Annotated in this window: 11 protein-coding genes; 1 reads left to right on the forward strand and 10 read right to left on the reverse strand. The window is 72.6% G+C overall.

The annotated features are described in order from the left end of the window. Positions 1 to 49: 49 nt before the first annotated feature. From QC029_RS21445 to QC029_RS21465, 5 genes are all read right to left on the reverse strand, one after another. On the reverse strand, positions 50 to 1,153 hold the full coding sequence (locus tag QC029_RS21445; RefSeq protein ID WP_279557360.1) for a branched-chain amino acid aminotransferase: 1,104 nt from the start codon (positions 1,151 to 1,153) through the stop codon (positions 50 to 52). Between the two features lie 234 nt (positions 1,154 to 1,387). Then, positions 1,388 to 2,425: a 3-isopropylmalate dehydrogenase gene (locus QC029_RS21450; protein WP_279557361.1), complete on the reverse strand. Its 1,038-nt coding sequence runs from the start codon at positions 2,423 to 2,425 to the stop codon at positions 1,388 to 1,390. Positions 2,426 to 2,564: 139 nt separating this feature from the next. Continuing rightward, positions 2,565 to 2,699: a hypothetical protein gene (locus QC029_RS21455; protein WP_279557362.1), complete on the reverse strand. Its 135-nt coding sequence runs from the start codon at positions 2,697 to 2,699 to the stop codon at positions 2,565 to 2,567. A 424-nt stretch (positions 2,700 to 3,123) separates the two neighbouring features. Then, on the reverse strand, positions 3,124 to 4,755 hold the full coding sequence (gene pruA, locus QC029_RS21460; RefSeq protein WP_279557363.1) for an L-glutamate gamma-semialdehyde dehydrogenase: 1,632 nt from the start codon (positions 4,753 to 4,755) through the stop codon (positions 3,124 to 3,126). A gap of 100 nt (positions 4,756 to 4,855) precedes the next feature. After that, positions 4,856 to 5,782 carry a proline dehydrogenase family protein gene (locus QC029_RS21465; protein WP_279557364.1) on the reverse strand — a complete coding sequence of 309 codons (927 nt, stop codon included), beginning with the start codon at positions 5,780 to 5,782 and terminating at the stop codon, positions 4,856 to 4,858. Between the two features lie 190 nt (positions 5,783 to 5,972). On the opposite strand from QC029_RS21465, the gene QC029_RS21470 reads away from it, so the two are divergent. After that, positions 5,973 to 7,202, forward strand: coding sequence for a CdaR family transcriptional regulator (locus QC029_RS21470; protein ID WP_279557365.1), 1,230 nt, complete (start codon positions 5,973 to 5,975; stop codon positions 7,200 to 7,202). Positions 7,203 to 7,376: 174 nt separating this feature from the next. Here QC029_RS21470 and serA read toward each other — a convergent pair whose 3' ends face one another. The 5 genes from serA to QC029_RS21495 form a co-directional block, all read right to left on the reverse strand. After that, positions 7,377 to 8,966 carry a phosphoglycerate dehydrogenase gene (serA, locus tag QC029_RS21475; RefSeq protein ID WP_279557366.1) on the reverse strand — a complete coding sequence of 530 codons (1,590 nt, stop codon included), beginning with the start codon at positions 8,964 to 8,966 and terminating at the stop codon, positions 7,377 to 7,379. A gap of 270 nt (positions 8,967 to 9,236) precedes the next feature. Continuing rightward, positions 9,237 to 10,235 (reverse strand): ketol-acid reductoisomerase, encoded by a 999-nt coding sequence (gene ilvC / locus QC029_RS21480; RefSeq protein ID WP_279557367.1) that lies wholly within the window; start codon positions 10,233 to 10,235, stop codon positions 9,237 to 9,239. Between the two features lie 130 nt (positions 10,236 to 10,365). Further along, positions 10,366 to 10,890 carry an acetolactate synthase small subunit gene (ilvN, locus tag QC029_RS21485; protein WP_279557368.1) on the reverse strand — a complete coding sequence of 175 codons (525 nt, stop codon included), beginning with the start codon at positions 10,888 to 10,890 and terminating at the stop codon, positions 10,366 to 10,368. Between the two features lie 35 nt (positions 10,891 to 10,925). Continuing rightward, positions 10,926 to 12,779, reverse strand: a complete 1,854-nt coding sequence (locus tag QC029_RS21490) for an acetolactate synthase large subunit (protein WP_279557369.1) — start codon at positions 12,777 to 12,779, stop codon at positions 10,926 to 10,928. 238 nt (positions 12,780 to 13,017) lie between these two features. After that, on the reverse strand, positions 13,018 to 16,032 hold the full coding sequence (locus QC029_RS21495; protein WP_279557370.1) for a diguanylate cyclase: 3,015 nt from the start codon (positions 16,030 to 16,032) through the stop codon (positions 13,018 to 13,020). Positions 16,033 to 16,342: the final 310 nt, after the last annotated feature.

Consider the following 16,342-nt stretch of genomic DNA (forward strand, 5'->3'; position numbering starts at 1 on the left):
GCGGGAGGGCCGGGGGCGTCCCGGCCCTCCCGCACCCGCCGGTCCGGACTCAGGTCAGCCGGTGCATCCAGCCGTGCCGGTCCTCCGCGCGGCCGGTCTGGACGGCGAGCAGCGCCTCGCGCAGCTCCATCGTGATCCCGCCCGGCTCGCCGTCGCCGACGGTCCATTCGCCGGCGGCGGACTTCACCGCGCCGACCGGGGTGATGACGGCCGCGGTGCCGCACGCGAACACCTCGGTGATCGAGCCGTCGGCGTTGCCCTCCCGCCAGTCGTCGACGGAGATGAGCCGCTCCTCGGTGCGGTAGCCCAGGTCGGAGGCGATGGTCAGCAGCGAGTCGCGGGTGATGCCGGGCAGCAGGGTGCCGGTCAGCTTGGGGGTGACGATGGTGGCGTCCCTGCCCGAGCCGAACACGAAGTACATGTTCATGCCGCCCATCTCCTCGATCCAGCGGCGCTCGCCGGCGTCCAGCCAGACCACCTGGTCGCAGCCGTGCTCGGCGGCCTCCGCCTGGGCGACGAGGGAGGCCGCGTAGTTGCCGCCCGTCTTCGCCTCGCCCGTGCCGCCGGGGGCGGCGCGCACGTACTCCTGCGACAGCCAGACCGAGACGGGCCTGACGCCGCGCGGGAAGTAGGCGCCGGCGGGCGAGGCGATCACCATGAACAGGTACTCGTTCGCGGGCTTGACGCCGAGCCCGACCTCGGCGGCGAACATGAAGGGCCGCAGGTACAGCGACTGCTCGGCCTGGCTGGGCACCCACGCCTCGTCCTGCTGCACGAGCAGGTCGCAGGCCTCGACGAAGGTCTCCACCGGCAGCTCGGGCATCGCCAGCCGGCGCGCGGACCGCTGGAAGCGCCGGGCGTTGGCGTCCGGGCGGAAGACGGCGACCGAGCCGTCGGCCTGGCGGTACGCCTTCAGACCCTCGAAGATCGTCTGGGCGTAGTGCAGCGTCATGTTCGCCGGGTCCATCTGGAGCGGGGCGTACGGCTGGAGCTGCGCGTCGTGCCAGCCGCGGCCCTCGGTCCACCGGATCGTGACCATGTGGTCGGTGAAGTGGCGGCCGAAGCCGGGGCTGGCGAGCACCGCCTCGCGCTCCGCGGCGGGCAGCAGCTGCGCGGAGGGCTTGAGGTCGAATTCGATACGGGGCGTCGTCATGGTGAGCGCGTCCTTCACTGGGTGTCGTGGCGGACCGCGCTCCCGTCGTCCCCGTGGTACTAGGACGTCCGAGCTTCCCTGCATACGGCGGCCCCACGTCCGATTATCGGGTACGGGAGACCGCGTGGGGGGTCACGGGTGGGCGGTCCTGGTGGTAGATGGTCGCACCCAACCGCCGAGTAGCCCAGCGGCCGGGCGCCTGCGGCCCGGCCGGACGGAGCGTACGGCCGGACGTCAGCCGGCTACTCGCGCCGCGAGGGCGTCGCCGATCTCGTCGGTGGTGCGGGCGGCGGAGCGCTCCGCGAGGTCGGCCGAGACCGCGTCCTCGATGCGGGCCGCCTCGGGCTCGTGGCCCAGGTGCCGCAGCATCAGCGCGACGGACAGGATCGTCGCCGTGGGGTCGGCCTTGCCGGTGCCGGCGATGTCGGGCGCGGAGCCGTGGACCGGCTCGAACATCGACGGGAAGGCGCCGGTGGGGTTGATGTTCCCCGAGGCGGCCAGTCCGATGCCGCCGGTGACGGCGGCGGCGAGGTCGGTGAGGATGTCGCCGAAGAGGTTGTCGGTGACGATCACGTCGAAGCGCTCGGGCTGGGTGACGAAGAAGATCGTCGCGGCGTCCACGTGCAGGTAGTCAGTGGTGACCTCGGGATACTCCTCGCCGACCCGGTCGAAGATGTTCTTCCACAGGTGGCCGGCGTGCACGAGGACGTTGTTCTTGTGGACCAGCGTGAGCTTCCTGCGCGGCCGGGCCTTCGCCCGCTCGTAGGCGTCCCGCACCACGCGCTCCACGCCGTAGGCGGTGTTCACGCTGACCTCGGTGGCCACCTCGGCCGGGGTGCCGGTGCGCAGGGAGCCGCCGTTGCCGGTGTACGGGCCCTCGGTGCCCTCGCGGACGACGACGAAGTCGATGTCCGGGCGGCCCGCGAGCGGCGTCCCGGTGTTCGGGAAGAGCTTCGAGGGACGCAGGTTGACGTAGTGGTCGAAGGCGAAGCGCAGCTTGAGCAGCAGTCCGCGCTCCAGTACGCCGGAGGGGACCGAGGGGGCGCCGATCGCGCCGAGCAGGATGGCGTCGTGCCCCTTGAGCTGCTCCAGCTCCGCGTCCGGCAGGGTCTCTCCCGTGGCGTGCCAGCGCTCCGCGCCGAGGTCGTACTCCCGTGTCTGCAGCTTCACGTCCTGCGGGAGGACGGCGGACAGGACCTTCAGGCCCTGGGCCACGACTTCCCGGCCGATGCCGTCACCGGGGATCACTGCGAGGTCGATGCTGCGAGACATGGGAGGGACCCTACCGCTCGTCCCAGGAGATGACACGCACTGTCCGCGATGCGGACCGGGCGCCCCACCGCCGCGCGAGCGCCGCCCGAGCCGCGGCCGGGACTCTCGGTTCCGGCCGCGGCTCGCGCGGCGGTCCGGCTCAGTGGCCGGTGGCACCGCCGTTGTCGCGGCGGTCCAGGGCCCTCTGGAGGGCGGCGGCCGCGTTGCGGCGGTCGGCGTCGTCGTGGTGGTTGCGGGCGGTGTGACGGGCACGGCGGCGTGCGGTCTCGTCCATGATCGAACTCCCTTGGGGGGAACGGAACCGGAGGATGGAAAGAGGAGGGATTCCCAACGCGCCGTAAGCGGCGGGGGCGACCGGTGCGGCAGGGGTCACCTGCGACGGGCACGGCGCCTCATCCGCCATTCGCTGATGGAGCGAGACGTTCGGCTCCTACCAAAGTAAGGGCTGAAAGCTGTAATGTCCCGCCGATTAGTTGGCCTTCCTACTATCTGAGACGGCACCCTCCCTGAGCTGCGGTTTCGTCACTGTGACACCGCGCACTCCACCCGTTCGAGCGAGAGCTCGACCGCCCCCGGCCGCGCGGCGGGCCCCGCGGCCGGGGGCGGTCGCCGGCCTGCGGCGCCCGGCCCCGCGCACGACGGCGCCCCCGCCCGGGGGATCCGGGCGGGGGCGCCGCTCATGGGCCGTCGAGGAGGGTTCAGCCCATGTGGGGGTAGCGGTAGTCGGTCGGCGGGATCAGGTTCTCCTTGATGGAGCGGGTGGACGTCCAGCGCACCAGGTTCTGCTTGGAGCCCGCCTTGTCGTTGGTGCCCGAGGCGCGGCCCCCGCCGAAGGGCTGCTGGCCGACGACGGCGCCGGTGGGCTTGTCGTTGATGTAGAAGTTGCCCGCGGCGAAGCGCAGCACCTCGCAGGCGTGCGCCGCGGCGGCGCGGTCCTGGGCGATGACGCAGCCGGTCAGGCCGTACGGGGCGACCGCCTCCATCTGCTCCAGCACCTTGTCGTAGTCCGCGTCGTCGTAGACGTGCACGGCCAGGATCGGGCCGAAGTACTCCTGCCAGAAGACCTCGCTCGCCGGGTCGGTGCAGGTGATGACGGTCGGGCGGACGAAGTAGCCGACGCTGTCGTCGTAGCTGCCGCCGGCGACGATCTCGCAGGCCGGGTCGGACTTCGCGCGGTCGATGGCGGCCTTGTTCTTGGCGAAGGCGCGCTCGTCGATGACGGCGCCCATGAAGTTCGACAGATCGGTGACGTCGCCCATGGTCAGGCCGTCGACCTCGGCCGTGAACTCCTCCTTGAAGCCGTTCTCCCAGATGGAGCGCGGCACGTAGGCGCGCGAGGCGGCCGAGCACTTCTGGCCCTGGTACTCGAAGGCGCCGCGGGTCATCGCGGTCCTCAGCACCGCCGGGTCGGCCGAGGGGTGGGCGACGATGAAGTCCTTGCCGCCGGTCTCGCCGACCAGTCGCGGGTAGGTCCTGTAGTTCTCGATGTTGTTCCCGACCGTCTTCCACAGGTACTGGAAGGTCTTCGTCGAACCGGTGAAGTGGATGCCGGCCAGCTCGGGGTGGGCCAGCGCCACCTCCGAGACCTCCTTGCCGTCACCGGTCAGCAGGTTGATGACGCCCGCCGGCAGCCCCGCCTCCTCCAGCAGCCGCATCAGCAGCACGGCGGCGTGCGTCTGCGTCGGGGACGGCTTCCAGATGACCACGTTGCCCATCAGCGCCGGGGCGGTGGGGAGGTTGCCCGCGATGGCGGTGAAGTTGAAGGGCGTGATCGCGTAGACGAAGCCCTCCAGCGGACGGTGGTCCATGCGGTTCCACACGCCCGGGGAGTTGGCCACCGGCTGCTCGGCCAGGATCTGACGGGCGTAGTGGACGTTGAAGCGCCAGAAGTCGACCAGCTCGCAGGGGGTGTCGATCTCCGCCTGCTGCGCCGTCTTGGACTGGCCCAGCATGGTGGAGGCGGCCAGCGTCTCGCGCCAGGGGCCGGCCAGCAGCTCGGCCGCGCGCAGGAAGACCGCGGCGCGGTCGTCGAAGGAGAGCGAGCGCCACATCGGGGCGGCGGCCAGCGCCGCGTCGATGGCGTCCTGCGCGTCCTGCCGGGTGGCGTGGGCGGCGGTGCCCAGCACCGCCTTGTGGTTGTGGGGCTGTACGACGTCGAAGCGCTCGCCGCCGCCGAGGCGCCGCTCCCCGCCGATGGTCATCGTCAGGTCGATCGGGTTCTCGGCCAGCTCCTTGAGCCTGGTTTCGAGACGGGCGCGCTCCGGCGTGCCGGGTGCGTAGGTGTGCACCGGCTCGTTCACCGGCGTGGGGACCTGGGTCACAGCGTCCATGAGCCGTGTCTCCTTCGAGGGGTCGGTCGTGTCGTCGTACGTCGTGTGCCGGACGGGCGGCGCGCGGTGCGGGGTGCCGCGGCGCGCGGTCGCGCCCCGCTCAGCCTCTGGTGGCCAGCGAGCGCAGGAAGAACGCCAGGTTGGCGGGGCGCTCGGCCAGGCGCCGCATGAAGTACCCGTACCAGTCGGTGCCGTACGGGACGTACACGCGCATCCGGTGGCCGGCGCCGGCCAGCCGCTCCTGCTCGGCGGTGCGGATGCCGTACAGCATCTGGAACTCGTACTCGTCCGGCTTGCGGCCGGCGCCGCGGGCCAGCTCCTGGGCGATGGCCACCATCCGCGGGTCGTGGGAGCCGATCATCGGGTAGCCCTCGCCCGCCATCAGGATCCGCAGGCAGCGGACGTACGCCCGGTCCACCTCGTGCTTGTCCTGGAGGGCCACGGAGGCGGGCTCCTTGTAGGCGCCCTTGACCAGGCGCACCCGGGAGCCCTCGCCGGCCAGGGCGCGGCAGTCGTCCTCGGTGCGGTACAGGTAGGACTGGAGTACGGCGCCGGTGGCGGGGAAGCGCTCGCGCAGCGCGGCCAGGATGGCCAGGGTGGAGTCGACCGTGGTGTGGTCCTCCATGTCCAGGGTGACGGTCGTGCCCGCCTCGGCGGCGGCCTCCACCACCGGCAGGACGTTGGCGTACGCGATGTCGTCGCCGCCCGGCAGGGCCTGTCCGAAGGCGGAGAGCTTCACCGACATCTCGGCCCGCACCCCCAGGCCGGCCTCCCGCAGGGCCTCGGCCAGGGCGAGGTAGGCGTCGCGGGCGCGCAGGGCCTCGGTACGGTCGGTGACGTCCTCGCCCAGGTGGTCGAGGGTGACCTCCAGACCCCGGCCGGCCAGGGAGCGGACGGTCGCCATGGCCTGGTCGAGTCGCTCTCCGGCGATGAAGCGGTCCACCACGGGGCGGGTGACCGGTGCGGCCGAGACGACGCGGCGGATGCTGTCGCTGCGCGCGGCCGCGAGGAGCACGGGTCCCAGCACGGGGCACCTCCACGGGTGGTTCTCTGACGGTGGTCGAACGGCTGGAAAGCCACCGTCGAAACTAAGGATCGCTCCGCTTTCCCGCCATCGACAGCTGTCACGCTTCCGTGGGCCGGATCTCAGACATCTGTATGACAATGGCGGTGTCCGCGGGGTACTGCGGACGAGGGGAGAAAGGCGGCGCGGAACGGTGCGCGAGGACTACCAGGTGCTGATCGACGAGGTGACCGCCCTCCTCGGCACGCCCGCGACGCTGGAGAACCGCGACTTCGGGCTGATCGCCTTCGGGGCCCACGAGGGCGACGGGGACGGGGAGGACGGAGAGGACGGGGCCCTGCTGATGGACCCGGTGCGCACCCGCTCGATCCTCCAGCGCCGCTCGACCGCGCGGGTGCGGGCCTGGTTCGAGAGCTTCGGCATCACCCGGGCGGTGGAGCCCGTACGGATTCCCCCGGACCCGTCGGCGGGGGTGCTCCGGGGGCGGATCTGCGTGCCGGTGCGGCACGGCGGCGTGGTGCTGGGCTACATCTGGCTGCTGGACGACGGGGCGCTGGAGCTGTCCGATCCCCGGCTCGCGGACGTACGGGCCGTCGCCGACCGCATCGGCTCGCTGCTGGCCGCCGAGTCCCGGGCGGGCGCGCGTCTGGGCGATCTGCTGCGCGCCCTGCTCACCGCGGCGCCGGGGCACCGGGCGGCCGTGGAGGTCGCGGAGGCCGAACTGGCCGGAGAGCTGGGGTCCGTGGCGGCGGGGCCGCTGGCGATGGTGGCCGTGGTGCCGTGGGAGGAGGCGGACGGCGGGTCCGCGGCGGCGCCCGGGATCCCCGGCGCGGTCGCGGTGTGCGCGGTACGGGGCGCGGGGCTCGCCGTCCTGGTGCGGCTGCGCTCGCCCGGCGGTGTCGACCCGGCCCGTACCGCCGCCGAGCGGCTGCTGCGCTCGCCGCGCGCCGGCGCGGCGGCGGGGATCGGCGAGCCCTGCACGGGGCTGGGCGGGGTGCCCGGCGCCTGGCGGCAGGCGCTGGCCGCGGCGCGGGCGGCGCGGGCGGAGAGCAGGCTGGGGCCGGTGGCGCGGTGGGACCGGATCGGGCCGTACCGGATGCTGGCCGCGCTGGCCCCTCCTCCGGGTTCCCCGGGTTTCCCGGACTCCCCCGGCTCCCCGGGCTCCTCCGCGGCCGGCGCACCGGACCCGTCGGTGCGGGCGCTGCTGGAGCCCGGCCGCCGGGAGATGGCCCGTACCGCCGAGGCGTTCCTGGACTGCGCGGGGCAGGCGGGCCGTACGGCGGCGCGGCTGGGCATCCACCGGCAGACGCTGTACTACCGGCTGTCGCGGGTGGAACAGCTCACCGGCCTCGACCTGGACGACGGCGAGGACCGGCTGCTGCTGCACATGGCGCTGAAGGCGGCACGGCTGGTCCGGGGGTGACGGGCCGAGGGGCCGAGGGGAGCCGAGAGGCCGGGAGGCTGGAGGGGGCCGGGCCGCGCTCCCCGGCCCCGGCGCCGCGGAACGCGGCGGCCCCGGCGCGGATGTCCGCGCCGGGGCCGCCGTGCCGTTCACCGGATTCCCTCCGAGGAGTTCACCCGGAGGAGGGACCGGAAATCAGTCCTCCAGGTTGACGATGCGGGCCGAGGTGGCACCGATCTCGTCCGCGATCTCGGCGAGCACCGGGGGCGGGATGGTGCCGTCCACGGTGAGGGCGACCAGCGCCTCGCCGCCCTCCTCCGCGCGGGAGACCTGCATGCCGGCGATGTTGATGCCGGCCTCGCCCAGGATGCGGCCGACGGTGCCGACCACGCCGGGGCGGTCGGCGTACCGCAGGAAGGCCATGTGCTCGGCCAGCGCCAGGTCGACGTCGTACTCGCCGACGGCGACGATCTTCTGGAGGTGCTTGGGGCCGGACAGGGTGCCCGAGACCGAGACCTCCTCGCCGTTGCCGAGGGTGCCGCGCACGGTCACCACGTTGCGGTGCTCCGGGGACTCCGAGCTGGTGGTCAGCCGGACCTCCACGCCGCGCTCCTGCGCGAACAGCGGGGCGTTGACGTAGCTGACCGTCTCGTCGACGACGTCCTCGAAGACGCCCTTGAGCGCGGAGAGTTCGAGCACCTTGACGTCGTGCTGGGTGATCTCGCCGTAGACCTCGACGTCGAGCCGGACGGCGACCTCGCCCGCCAGCGCGGTGAAGATCCGCCCCAGCCGCTCGGCCAGCGGCAGTCCGGGCCGCACCTCCTCGGCGATCACACCGCCCTGGACGTTGACCGCGTCGGGGACCAGCTCGCCGGCGAGCGCCAGCCGCACCGAGCGGGCGACCGCGATGCCCGCCTTCTCCTGGGCCTCGCCGGTGGAGGCGCCCAGGTGCGGGGTGCACACGACGTTGTCGAAGGCGAACAGCGGGGAGTCCGTGCACGGCTCGGTGGCGTACACGTCCAGGCCCGCGCCCGCGACCCGGCCCTCCTTCAGGGCCGACAGCAGCGCCGCCTCGTCGACGATGCCGCCGCGCGCGGCGTTGACGATCCGCACGGTCGGCTTGACCTTGTGGAGCGCCTCGTCGCCGATCAGGCCCAGCGTCTCGGGGGTCTTGGGCAGGTGGACGGTGATGAAGTCCGAGACCTCCAGCAGCTCGTCCAGGGAGAGCAGCTTGACGCCCATCTGCGCGGCCCGCGCGGGCTGCACGTAGGGGTCGTAGGCCACGATCTTCATGCCGAAGGCGGACATCCGCTGGGCGACCAGGACGCCGATGCGGCCGAGGCCGACGACGCCGAGGGTCTTCTCCGACAGCTCGACGCCGGTGTACTTGCTGCGCTTCCACTCGCCGTTCTTCAGCGCGCTGTTGGCCTGCGGGATGTTGCGGGCGGTGGCGACCAGCAGACCGCAGGCCAGCTCGGCGGCGGTGACGATGTTGGAGGTCGGCGCGTTGACGACCATCACGCCGGCCTTGGTGGCGGCGGAGACGTCGACGTTGTCGAGGCCGACTCCCGCGCGGGCGATGACCTTCAGCCGCCGGGCGGCGGCGATGGCCTCGGCGTCGACCTTGGTGGCGCTGCGCACCAGGATCGCGTCGACGTCGGCGATGGCGGGGAGGAGCTCGGCTCGGTCGGCTCCGTTGCAGTGCCGGATCTCGAAGTCCGGGCCAAGGGCGTCGACCGTGGCCGGGGAGAGTTCTTCGGCGATGAGTACTACGGGTTTGCTCACTTCGGTCTTCAGTCCTCACTGGTCCTGGGGGCCCCTCCCGTGCGCCGGAGGGCCACGGGGGAGGACGGCCGCGTCCCGACGGCCGAGGGCGGTGGAGGTGGGCAGCCGCGTGGAGACGCACGACGCTGTGAGCCTGTGACGCGCTTGTGTGTGCAGTGTATCGGCGGAGGGGCGGCCCCGGTGGGGGATCACCGGAGCCGCCCGCCCCGCCCGCGGGCCGCCGCGGCCGGCTGCGGACCCGGACCGGACGGGGCCGGTCCGGCGCCGTGCTCAGTCCTCGTCGTTGACCCAGCTCATGAGCTTGCGCAGCTCGCGGCCGGTGGTCTCCAGCAGGTGGTCGGAGTCGGCCTTCTTGTACTCGTTGTACTTCGGCAGGCCCGCGTTGTACTCGGCCATCCAGTTCCTGGCGAAGGTGCCGTCCTGGATCTCGGCGAGGACCTTCTTCATCTCGGCCTTGGTGTTCTCGTTGATGATCCGCGGGCCGGTGACGTAGTCGCCCCACTCGGCGGTCTCGGAGATCGACCAGCGCATCTTCTCCAGGCCGCCCTCGTACATCAGGTCCACGATCAGCTTCAGCTCGTGGAGGCACTCGAAGTACGCGATCTCCGGCTGGTAGCCGGCCTCGGTCAGGGTCTCGAAGCCCGCCTTGACCAGCGCCGAGGCACCGCCGCACAGGACGGCCTGCTCGCCGAACAGGTCGGTCTCGGTCTCCTCGGTGAAGGTGGTCTTGATGACGCCGGCCCGGGTGCCGCCGATGCCCTTGGCGTACGACAGGGCCAGCGGGAAGGCGTTGCCCGTGGCGTCCTGCTCGACCGCCGCGATGCACGGCACGCCGCGGCCCTCCTCGAACTGGCGGCGGACCAGGTGGCCCGGGCCCTTGGGGGCGACCATGCAGACGTCCACGCCGGCCGGGGGCTTGATGAAGCCGAAGCGGATGTTGAAGCCGTGGCCGAAGAAGAGGGCGTCGCCGTCCTTGAGGTTCGGGGCGATGGACTCCTCGTAGACCTTGGCCTGGATCGGGTCCGGCACCAGGACCATGATCACGTCGGCCTCGGCGGCGGCCTCGGCCGGGGTCACCACGCGCAGCCCCTGCTCCTCGGCCTTCGCCCGGGACTTGGAGCCCTCGGGGAGGCCGACGCGGACGTCGACTCCCGAGTCGCGCAGGGACAGGGCGTGGGCGTGGCCCTGGCTGCCGTAACCGAGGACCGCGACCTTGCGGCCCTGGATGATGGACAGGTCGGCGTCGTCGTCGTAGAACAGCTCGGCCACTTGGGGTATCTCCTTGTTGTTCTTGCCGTACGGGGGTCTTGCCGTACGGGCCGGGGGTGCGGGGCCCGTCCCCGGGACCGCCGCCGGGGCCACCGTATGCCGGTGCGGGCGGGGACGGGCTGGGGTCTCGCTATGCGGTCCGGTCGAGCGCGCGCAGCGAACGGTCGGTGATCGACCTCGCGCCGCGGCCGATCGCGATCGTGCCGGACTGGACCAGTTCCTTGATGCCGAACTGCTCCAGCATCTTCAGCATGGCCTCCAGCTTGTCGCTGCTGCCGGTCGCCTCGATGGTGACGGCCTCCGGGGAGACGTCGACGGTCTTGGCGCGGAAGAGCTGGACGATCTCGACGATCTGCGAGCGGGTCTCGTTGTCGGCGCGGACCTTCACCAGGACGAGTTCGCGCTGGACGGCGGACCCCGGCTCCAGCTCGACGATCTTCAGCACGTTGACGAGCTTGTTGAGCTGCTTGGTCACCTGCTCCAGCGGGAGGTCCTCGACGTTCACCACGATGGTGATGCGGGAGATGTCGGGGTGCTCGGTGACTCCGACGGCGAGCGAGTCGATGTTGAAACCGCGGCGGGAGAACAGCGCGGCGATCCGGGCGAGGATGCCGGGGGTGTTCTCCACCAGGACGGAGAGCGTGTGCTTGGACATCGGGCGTGGTCCGTTCCTCGGGTTCCTCTGGGTTCTCAGTCGTCGCTGTCGCCGAAGTCGGGGCGGACGCCGCGCGCCGCCATGACCTCGTCGTTGGAGGTGCCTGCCGCGACCATCGGCCAGACCATCGCGTCCTCGTGGACGATGAAGTCCACGACGACGGGGCGGTCGTTGATGGAGTTGGCCTTCTCGATCACCGCGTCGAGCTGGGCGGGGTCCTCGCAGCGGATGCCGACGCAGCCCATGGCCTCCGCCAGTTTCACGAAGTCCGGGACGCGGGTGCCCCTGTTCTCGGGGGCGACGGCGTCCGGGCCGCTGTGCAGCACGGTGTTGGAGTAGCGCTGGTTGTAGAAGAGGGTCTGCCACTGGCGGACCATCCCCAGCGCGCCGTTGTTGATGATCGCGACCTTGATCGGGATGCCGTTGAGGGCGGCTGTGACCAGCTCCTGGTTGGTCATCTGGAAGCAGCCGTCGCCGTCGATGGCCCAGACGGTGCGGTCCGGGACGCCGGCCTTGGCGCCGAGCGCGGCCGGGACGGCGTAGCCCATGGTGCCCAGACCGCCGGAGTTCAGCCAGGTGGCGGGCTTCTCGTACCGGATGAAGTGGGCGGCCCACATCTGGTGCTGGCCCACGCCGGCGGCGAAGACCGTGCCCTCGGGGGCCAGGGCGCCGATGCGCTCGATGACCTGCTGCGGGGCCAGGGAGCCGTCCTCGGGGTGGTCGTAGCCCAGCGGGTACGTCTCGCGCCAGCGGTCGAGCTGCTGCCACCACTCGGTGTGGTCGCCGGTGTGGCCCGCCTCGTGCTCGGCGCGGACGGCCACGATCAGGTCGGCGATGACCTCGCGGGCGTCGCCGACGATCGGGACGTCGGCCGCGCGGTTCTTGCCGATCTCGGCCGGGTCGATGTCGGCGTGCACGATCTTGGCGTACGGCGCGAAGGAGTCCAGCCTGCCGGTGACGCGGTCGTCGAAGCGGGCGCCGAGCGCGACGATGAGGTCGGCCTTCTGCAGGGCGGTGACGGCGGCGACGGTGCCGTGCATGCCGGGCATGCCCAGGTGCTGCGGGTGGCTGTCGGGGAAGGCCCCCAGCGCCATCAGGGTGGTGGTGACGGGGGCGCCGGTCAGCTCGGCGAGCACCTTCAGCTCGGTGGTGGCCCCGGCCTTCAGGACGCCGCCGCCGACGTACAGCACCGGGCGGCTCGCCTCGGTGATCAGCCGGGCGGCCTCGCGGATCTGCTTGGCGTGCGGCTTGGTGACCGGGCGGTAGCCGGGCAGTTCGGCGGTGGGGGGCCAGGAGAAGGTCGTCCGGGCCTGGAGGGCGTCCTTGGCGATGTCCACCAGAACCGGGCCGGGGCGGCCGGTGGAGGCGATGTGGAACGCCTCGGCGATCACCCGCGGGATCTCGGCCGGGTCGGTGACCAGGTAGTTGTGCTTGGTGATCGGCATGGTGATGCCGCAGATGTCGGCTTCCTGGAAGGCGTCGGTGCCGATCGCCTTGGAGGCCACCTGGCCGGTGATCGCGACCAGCGGGACGGAGTCCATGTGCGCGTCGGCGATGGGGGTGACCAGATTGGTGGCGCCGGGGCCGGACGTGGCCATGCAGACGCCGACCCTGCCGGTGGCCTGGGCGTAGCCGGTGGCGGCGTGGCCCGCGCCCTGCTCGTGGCGCACGAGGACGTGGCGCACCCGGGAGGAGTCCATCATCGGGTCGTAGGCGGGCAGGATGGCGCCGCCGGGAATGCCGAATACCGTGTCGGCGCCGACTTCCTCGAGAGAACGGATGAGGGACTGGGCGCCCGTGACGTGCTCGACGGTGGCGGGCTGCGGCTGCGCTCCGCCGGTACGGGCCCGCGGCTGCGGGCGGGGGGCCCCGGTGGCCTGCTCGGTCATCGCAATCTCTTCTCGGAGAGTGAGGGTTTGACGCTCGTTGTGGGTGGCTGTGAGTCGGTCGCGCTCGAGCGCTGCTGGTACTGGTGCAACAAAAAACCCCTCGTGCCGTCAGGCAAGCGAGGGGAGCGCGTCGATGTCGTCCACGGGGCGGTCGTGCCCCGTGTCAGTCGACGCGCTGTCCAAGTACGAGAATTCGGGTGCGCATGGCACTGACCTTCCTCCCGTGGCGCCTGAGGTGTCAAGTGGGTGGGACGGACGTCTCACTATTCGGGCGCAGGGGAGGATGCGTCACCGGATCGGGTCCGGCCGCTCCGCTCCTGCGTACGGGCAGCGAACCGGCGACCACCACCGAGCGGCCGCCGCCCGGGACGTGCTGCTCCCCGCCGGAGACGGGGTAGCTCCCGCGGGCCAGGGCGTGCCTGAGCCGGTGCTCGTCCAGCGGCTTGGAGAAGGCCGCCCCCTGGGCGTGGGTGCAGCCCATCGCGCGCAGCGCCGCGGCCTGTTCGGGCAGGTCCACCCCGTCGGCGACGGAGAGCATGCCGAGGTCGTCGGCGATCCGCAGCAGCCCGGAGGTGATTTTGCGCACCCGGGAGGACTCCACCACGCCGTCGACCAGGGCGCGGTCCAGTCTCAGCATGTCGGCGGGGAGCCTGCGGAGCGCGGCGAGGCCGGGGCGCGCGCCGCCGAAGCCGTCCAGGGCGATGCCGACGCCGATCCGCCGCAGCGCCGTGACCCACAGCTCCAACTCGTCCAGGGAGACACGCGGATCGGTGTCGGCCAGCTCCAGGACGAGGGCGTCGGGCGGCAGCCCGTGCCGGGACAGCAGCGCCTCGACGGCGGCCGGCGTGGTGGACCGGTCGGTGAGGCGGCACGCGTCCAGCCGTACGGACACCGGTACGCAGTAGCCCGCGCGATAGCGCTCGGCGGCCTGCTCGACCGCCCTGCGCAGCAGCCACCGGGCCGTCTCGGCGCCGGTGTCCCCGCGGGCGCCCGCGGCGGCCGGGACGTGCTGCGCGCGCGGGCCGTACTGCGGGGCGTACTGGGTCTGCGGGGCGTGCGGGGGCTCGCCGGGCGGGAACGGCACGCCCCGGGCGGAGCGCCTGCGGGCCTGGGCGACGACCGAGGTGATCTTTCCGCTGGAGAGCTCGACCACGGGCTGGTGGAGCAGCGCGAACTCGCTCTCGGCCAGCGCGCCGCGCAGCCGGTCGGTGGTCAGCTCCGCGCGGCGGACGGCCTCGGCCTGCGGCTGCGAGGCGTACAGCTCGACGCGGTTCTTGCCCGCCTGCTTGGCCCGGTACATCGCCAGGTCGGCGTGGCGCATCAGGACGGCCGGGGTCACGCCGGGCTCGGCGAAGGCCACGCCGATGGAGGCGGCGACGCGCGCCTCGCCGCCCTCGACGCGGTAGGGCCGGGAGAGGGTGGTGCGCAGCCGTTCGGCGATCTCCAGGACGCGGTACTCGCGCTCGGCCCGGTCGCACCTCCCGTCGCCGACGATGAGCGCGGCGAACTCGTCGCCGCCGAGCCGGGCCGCGGTGTCCCCGGCCCGTACGGCCTCCCTCAGGCGGCGGGCCGCCTGGACCAGCAGTTCGTCCCCCGCCTGGTGGCCGATGGTGTCGTTGACCGCCTTGAAGCCGTCGAGGTCGATGTAGAGGACCGCCGTGTGGCCGGCCTCGGCGTCCCCCCGGCGGCGTCCGCCGAGCGCCTGGCGGACGCGCTCGGTGAACAGCGCGCGGTTGGGCAGGTCGGTCAGCGGGTCGTGGGAGGCGTTGTGCTGGAGCTGCGCCTGGAGCCGCACCCGTTCGGTCACGTCGCGGCTGTTGAAGATCAGGCCGCCCTGGTAGCGGTTGACCGTGGACTCGACGTTGAGCCAGCGGCCCGAGGCGTGCCGGATGCGGCACTCGATGCGGGTGGAGGGCTCCTCGTCGGGCGGGGTGGCCAGGAAGCGGCGCACCTCGTGCAGGACGCGGCCGAGGTCCTCGGGATGGATGAGGGAGGCGAGTTCGGAGCCGACCAGCCTGTCCGGCTCGCGGCCGTAGACGCCGGCGGCGGCCGGGGAGACGTAGCGCAGCATCCCGGCCGGGGAGGCGATCATGATGACGTCGCTGGACCCCTGCACCAGGGACCGGAAGTGGTTCTCCTTCTGGGCCAGTTCCTGGGCGAGGTGGATGTTGTCCAGCAGCATGATGCCCTGCCGCACCACCAGGGCCAGCACGACGGTGCAGCCGGTCAGCAGCACCACCCGGTCGATGGCCCCGCCGTCGCGGACGTTGTAGAGGATCCCCAGGGTGCACACGGCGGCCGCCAGGTACGGCGTGAGGGCGGCCAGCGAGCCGGTCATGGCGCCGTTCGCCGGGGCGGGCGGCCGGACCGCCGGGCGGAGGGGGCCGGGCCGCCCGTCCCGGCGGACGGCGCCCTCCCGGCCGCCGACCCAGGGGGCGTGCGCGAGCAGCAGGGAGCCGGCGAACCAGCCGGCGTCGAGGAGCTGGCCGGAGGAGTAGTTCTCCCGCAGCAGGGGCGAGGTGAACAGGGCGTCGCAGAGCACGGTGAGGGCGAGGGCCCCGATGACCGTGTTGACGGCGGACCGGTGGGCGGCCGAGCGGCGGAAGTGCAGGGCGAGGACCATGCTGATCAGCACGATGTCCATCAGGGGGTAGGCCAGGGAGAGGGCCACCAGGGAGACGGACTCGCCCTGCCAGTACGAGGGGTGGTCCAGCGCCAGGCTCCAGGAGAGGGTGAGCAGCGAGCCGCCGATCAGCCAGGCGTCCAGGACGAGGCAGATCCAGCCCGCCCGGGTGACCGGCCGTTTGGCGAGGACCAGCAGCCCGATGATGGACGGGGGCGCGAAGAGCAGGAAGCAGAAGTCGGCGGCCGAGGGGCTGGGCACGGGCAGGCCCAGCACGACCTCGTACCAGCCCCAGATCCCGTTGCCGAGCCCGGCCATCGCCGAGGAGACGCCGAACAGCACCCAGGCGGGCCGGAACGGGGAGCCGGGGTGGGTGCGGGCGTAGTGCAGGCAGGAGCCGGCGGCGACGAAGGCCGCCGCGCTCAGCCCGAAGTCGCCCATGAACAGCGCCACCGTCGCCGATCCCCAGCCCAGCGCCGCGCCCACCGCGTACGCCCCGCACACGGCGGCCAGTACGAGCCGGGAGAGCACCGGCCGGCCGGCGGCGTCCGTTCCGCCGCGCCGCCGGGCCGGGCGGGGCAGCCGCGGGAAGCGCGGAAAGTACGGAAGTCCCGTTCCCCGGGTGTTCATCGTGTCGCCCCCGGGCGCGGTCGGCCGGTCGGCGCCCCGCATCCCGTGGATCGGGGCCGTGCTCGACGCCGCTCGTGCGTCCGGCGGTTCGTCCGGTGGCCGTGCATGTCGCCCGTCCCCCCTCGCTGGTCTGGTACACCCCCGACCGGACGATACACCAGGTCAGTCACTCAGGGACATAGCCTCTCTACGCAGCGTGACTGATGGAGGAATTGCCGATACAATCCGCAGCCACTCGTATCCGGAGCGTGCAAGGAGCGGTGAGGGCGGCCCACCGCGCCTACACCACCCGCCCCGCGCCCGTGCGTCC

Source organism: Streptomyces sp. DH37, from assembly GCF_029813835.1.
Classification (GTDB): domain Bacteria; phylum Actinomycetota; class Actinomycetes; order Streptomycetales; family Streptomycetaceae; genus Streptomyces.

Bases quoted from the DNA above. Each gene is read 5' to 3' on its own strand.
- QC029_RS21445 (WP_279557360.1), bottom strand. From the start codon at position 1,153: ATGACGACGCCCCGTATCGAATTCGACCTCAAGCCCTCCGCGCAGCTG.
- QC029_RS21450 (WP_279557361.1), bottom strand. From the start codon at position 2,425: ATGTCTCGCAGCATCGACCTCGCAGTGATCCCCGGTGACGGCATCGGC.
- QC029_RS21455 (WP_279557362.1), bottom strand. From the start codon at position 2,699: ATGGACGAGACCGCACGCCGCCGTGCCCGTCACACCGCCCGCAACCAC.
- pruA (WP_279557363.1), bottom strand. From the start codon at position 4,755: ATGGACGCTGTGACCCAGGTCCCCACGCCGGTGAACGAGCCGGTGCAC.
- ilvN (WP_279557368.1), bottom strand. From the start codon at position 10,890: ATGTCCAAGCACACGCTCTCCGTCCTGGTGGAGAACACCCCCGGCATC.
- QC029_RS21490 (WP_279557369.1), bottom strand. From the start codon at position 12,779: ATGACCGAGCAGGCCACCGGGGCCCCCCGCCCGCAGCCGCGGGCCCGT.
- QC029_RS21495 (WP_279557370.1), bottom strand. From the start codon at position 16,032: ATGAACACCCGGGGAACGGGACTTCCGTACTTTCCGCGCTTCCCGCGG.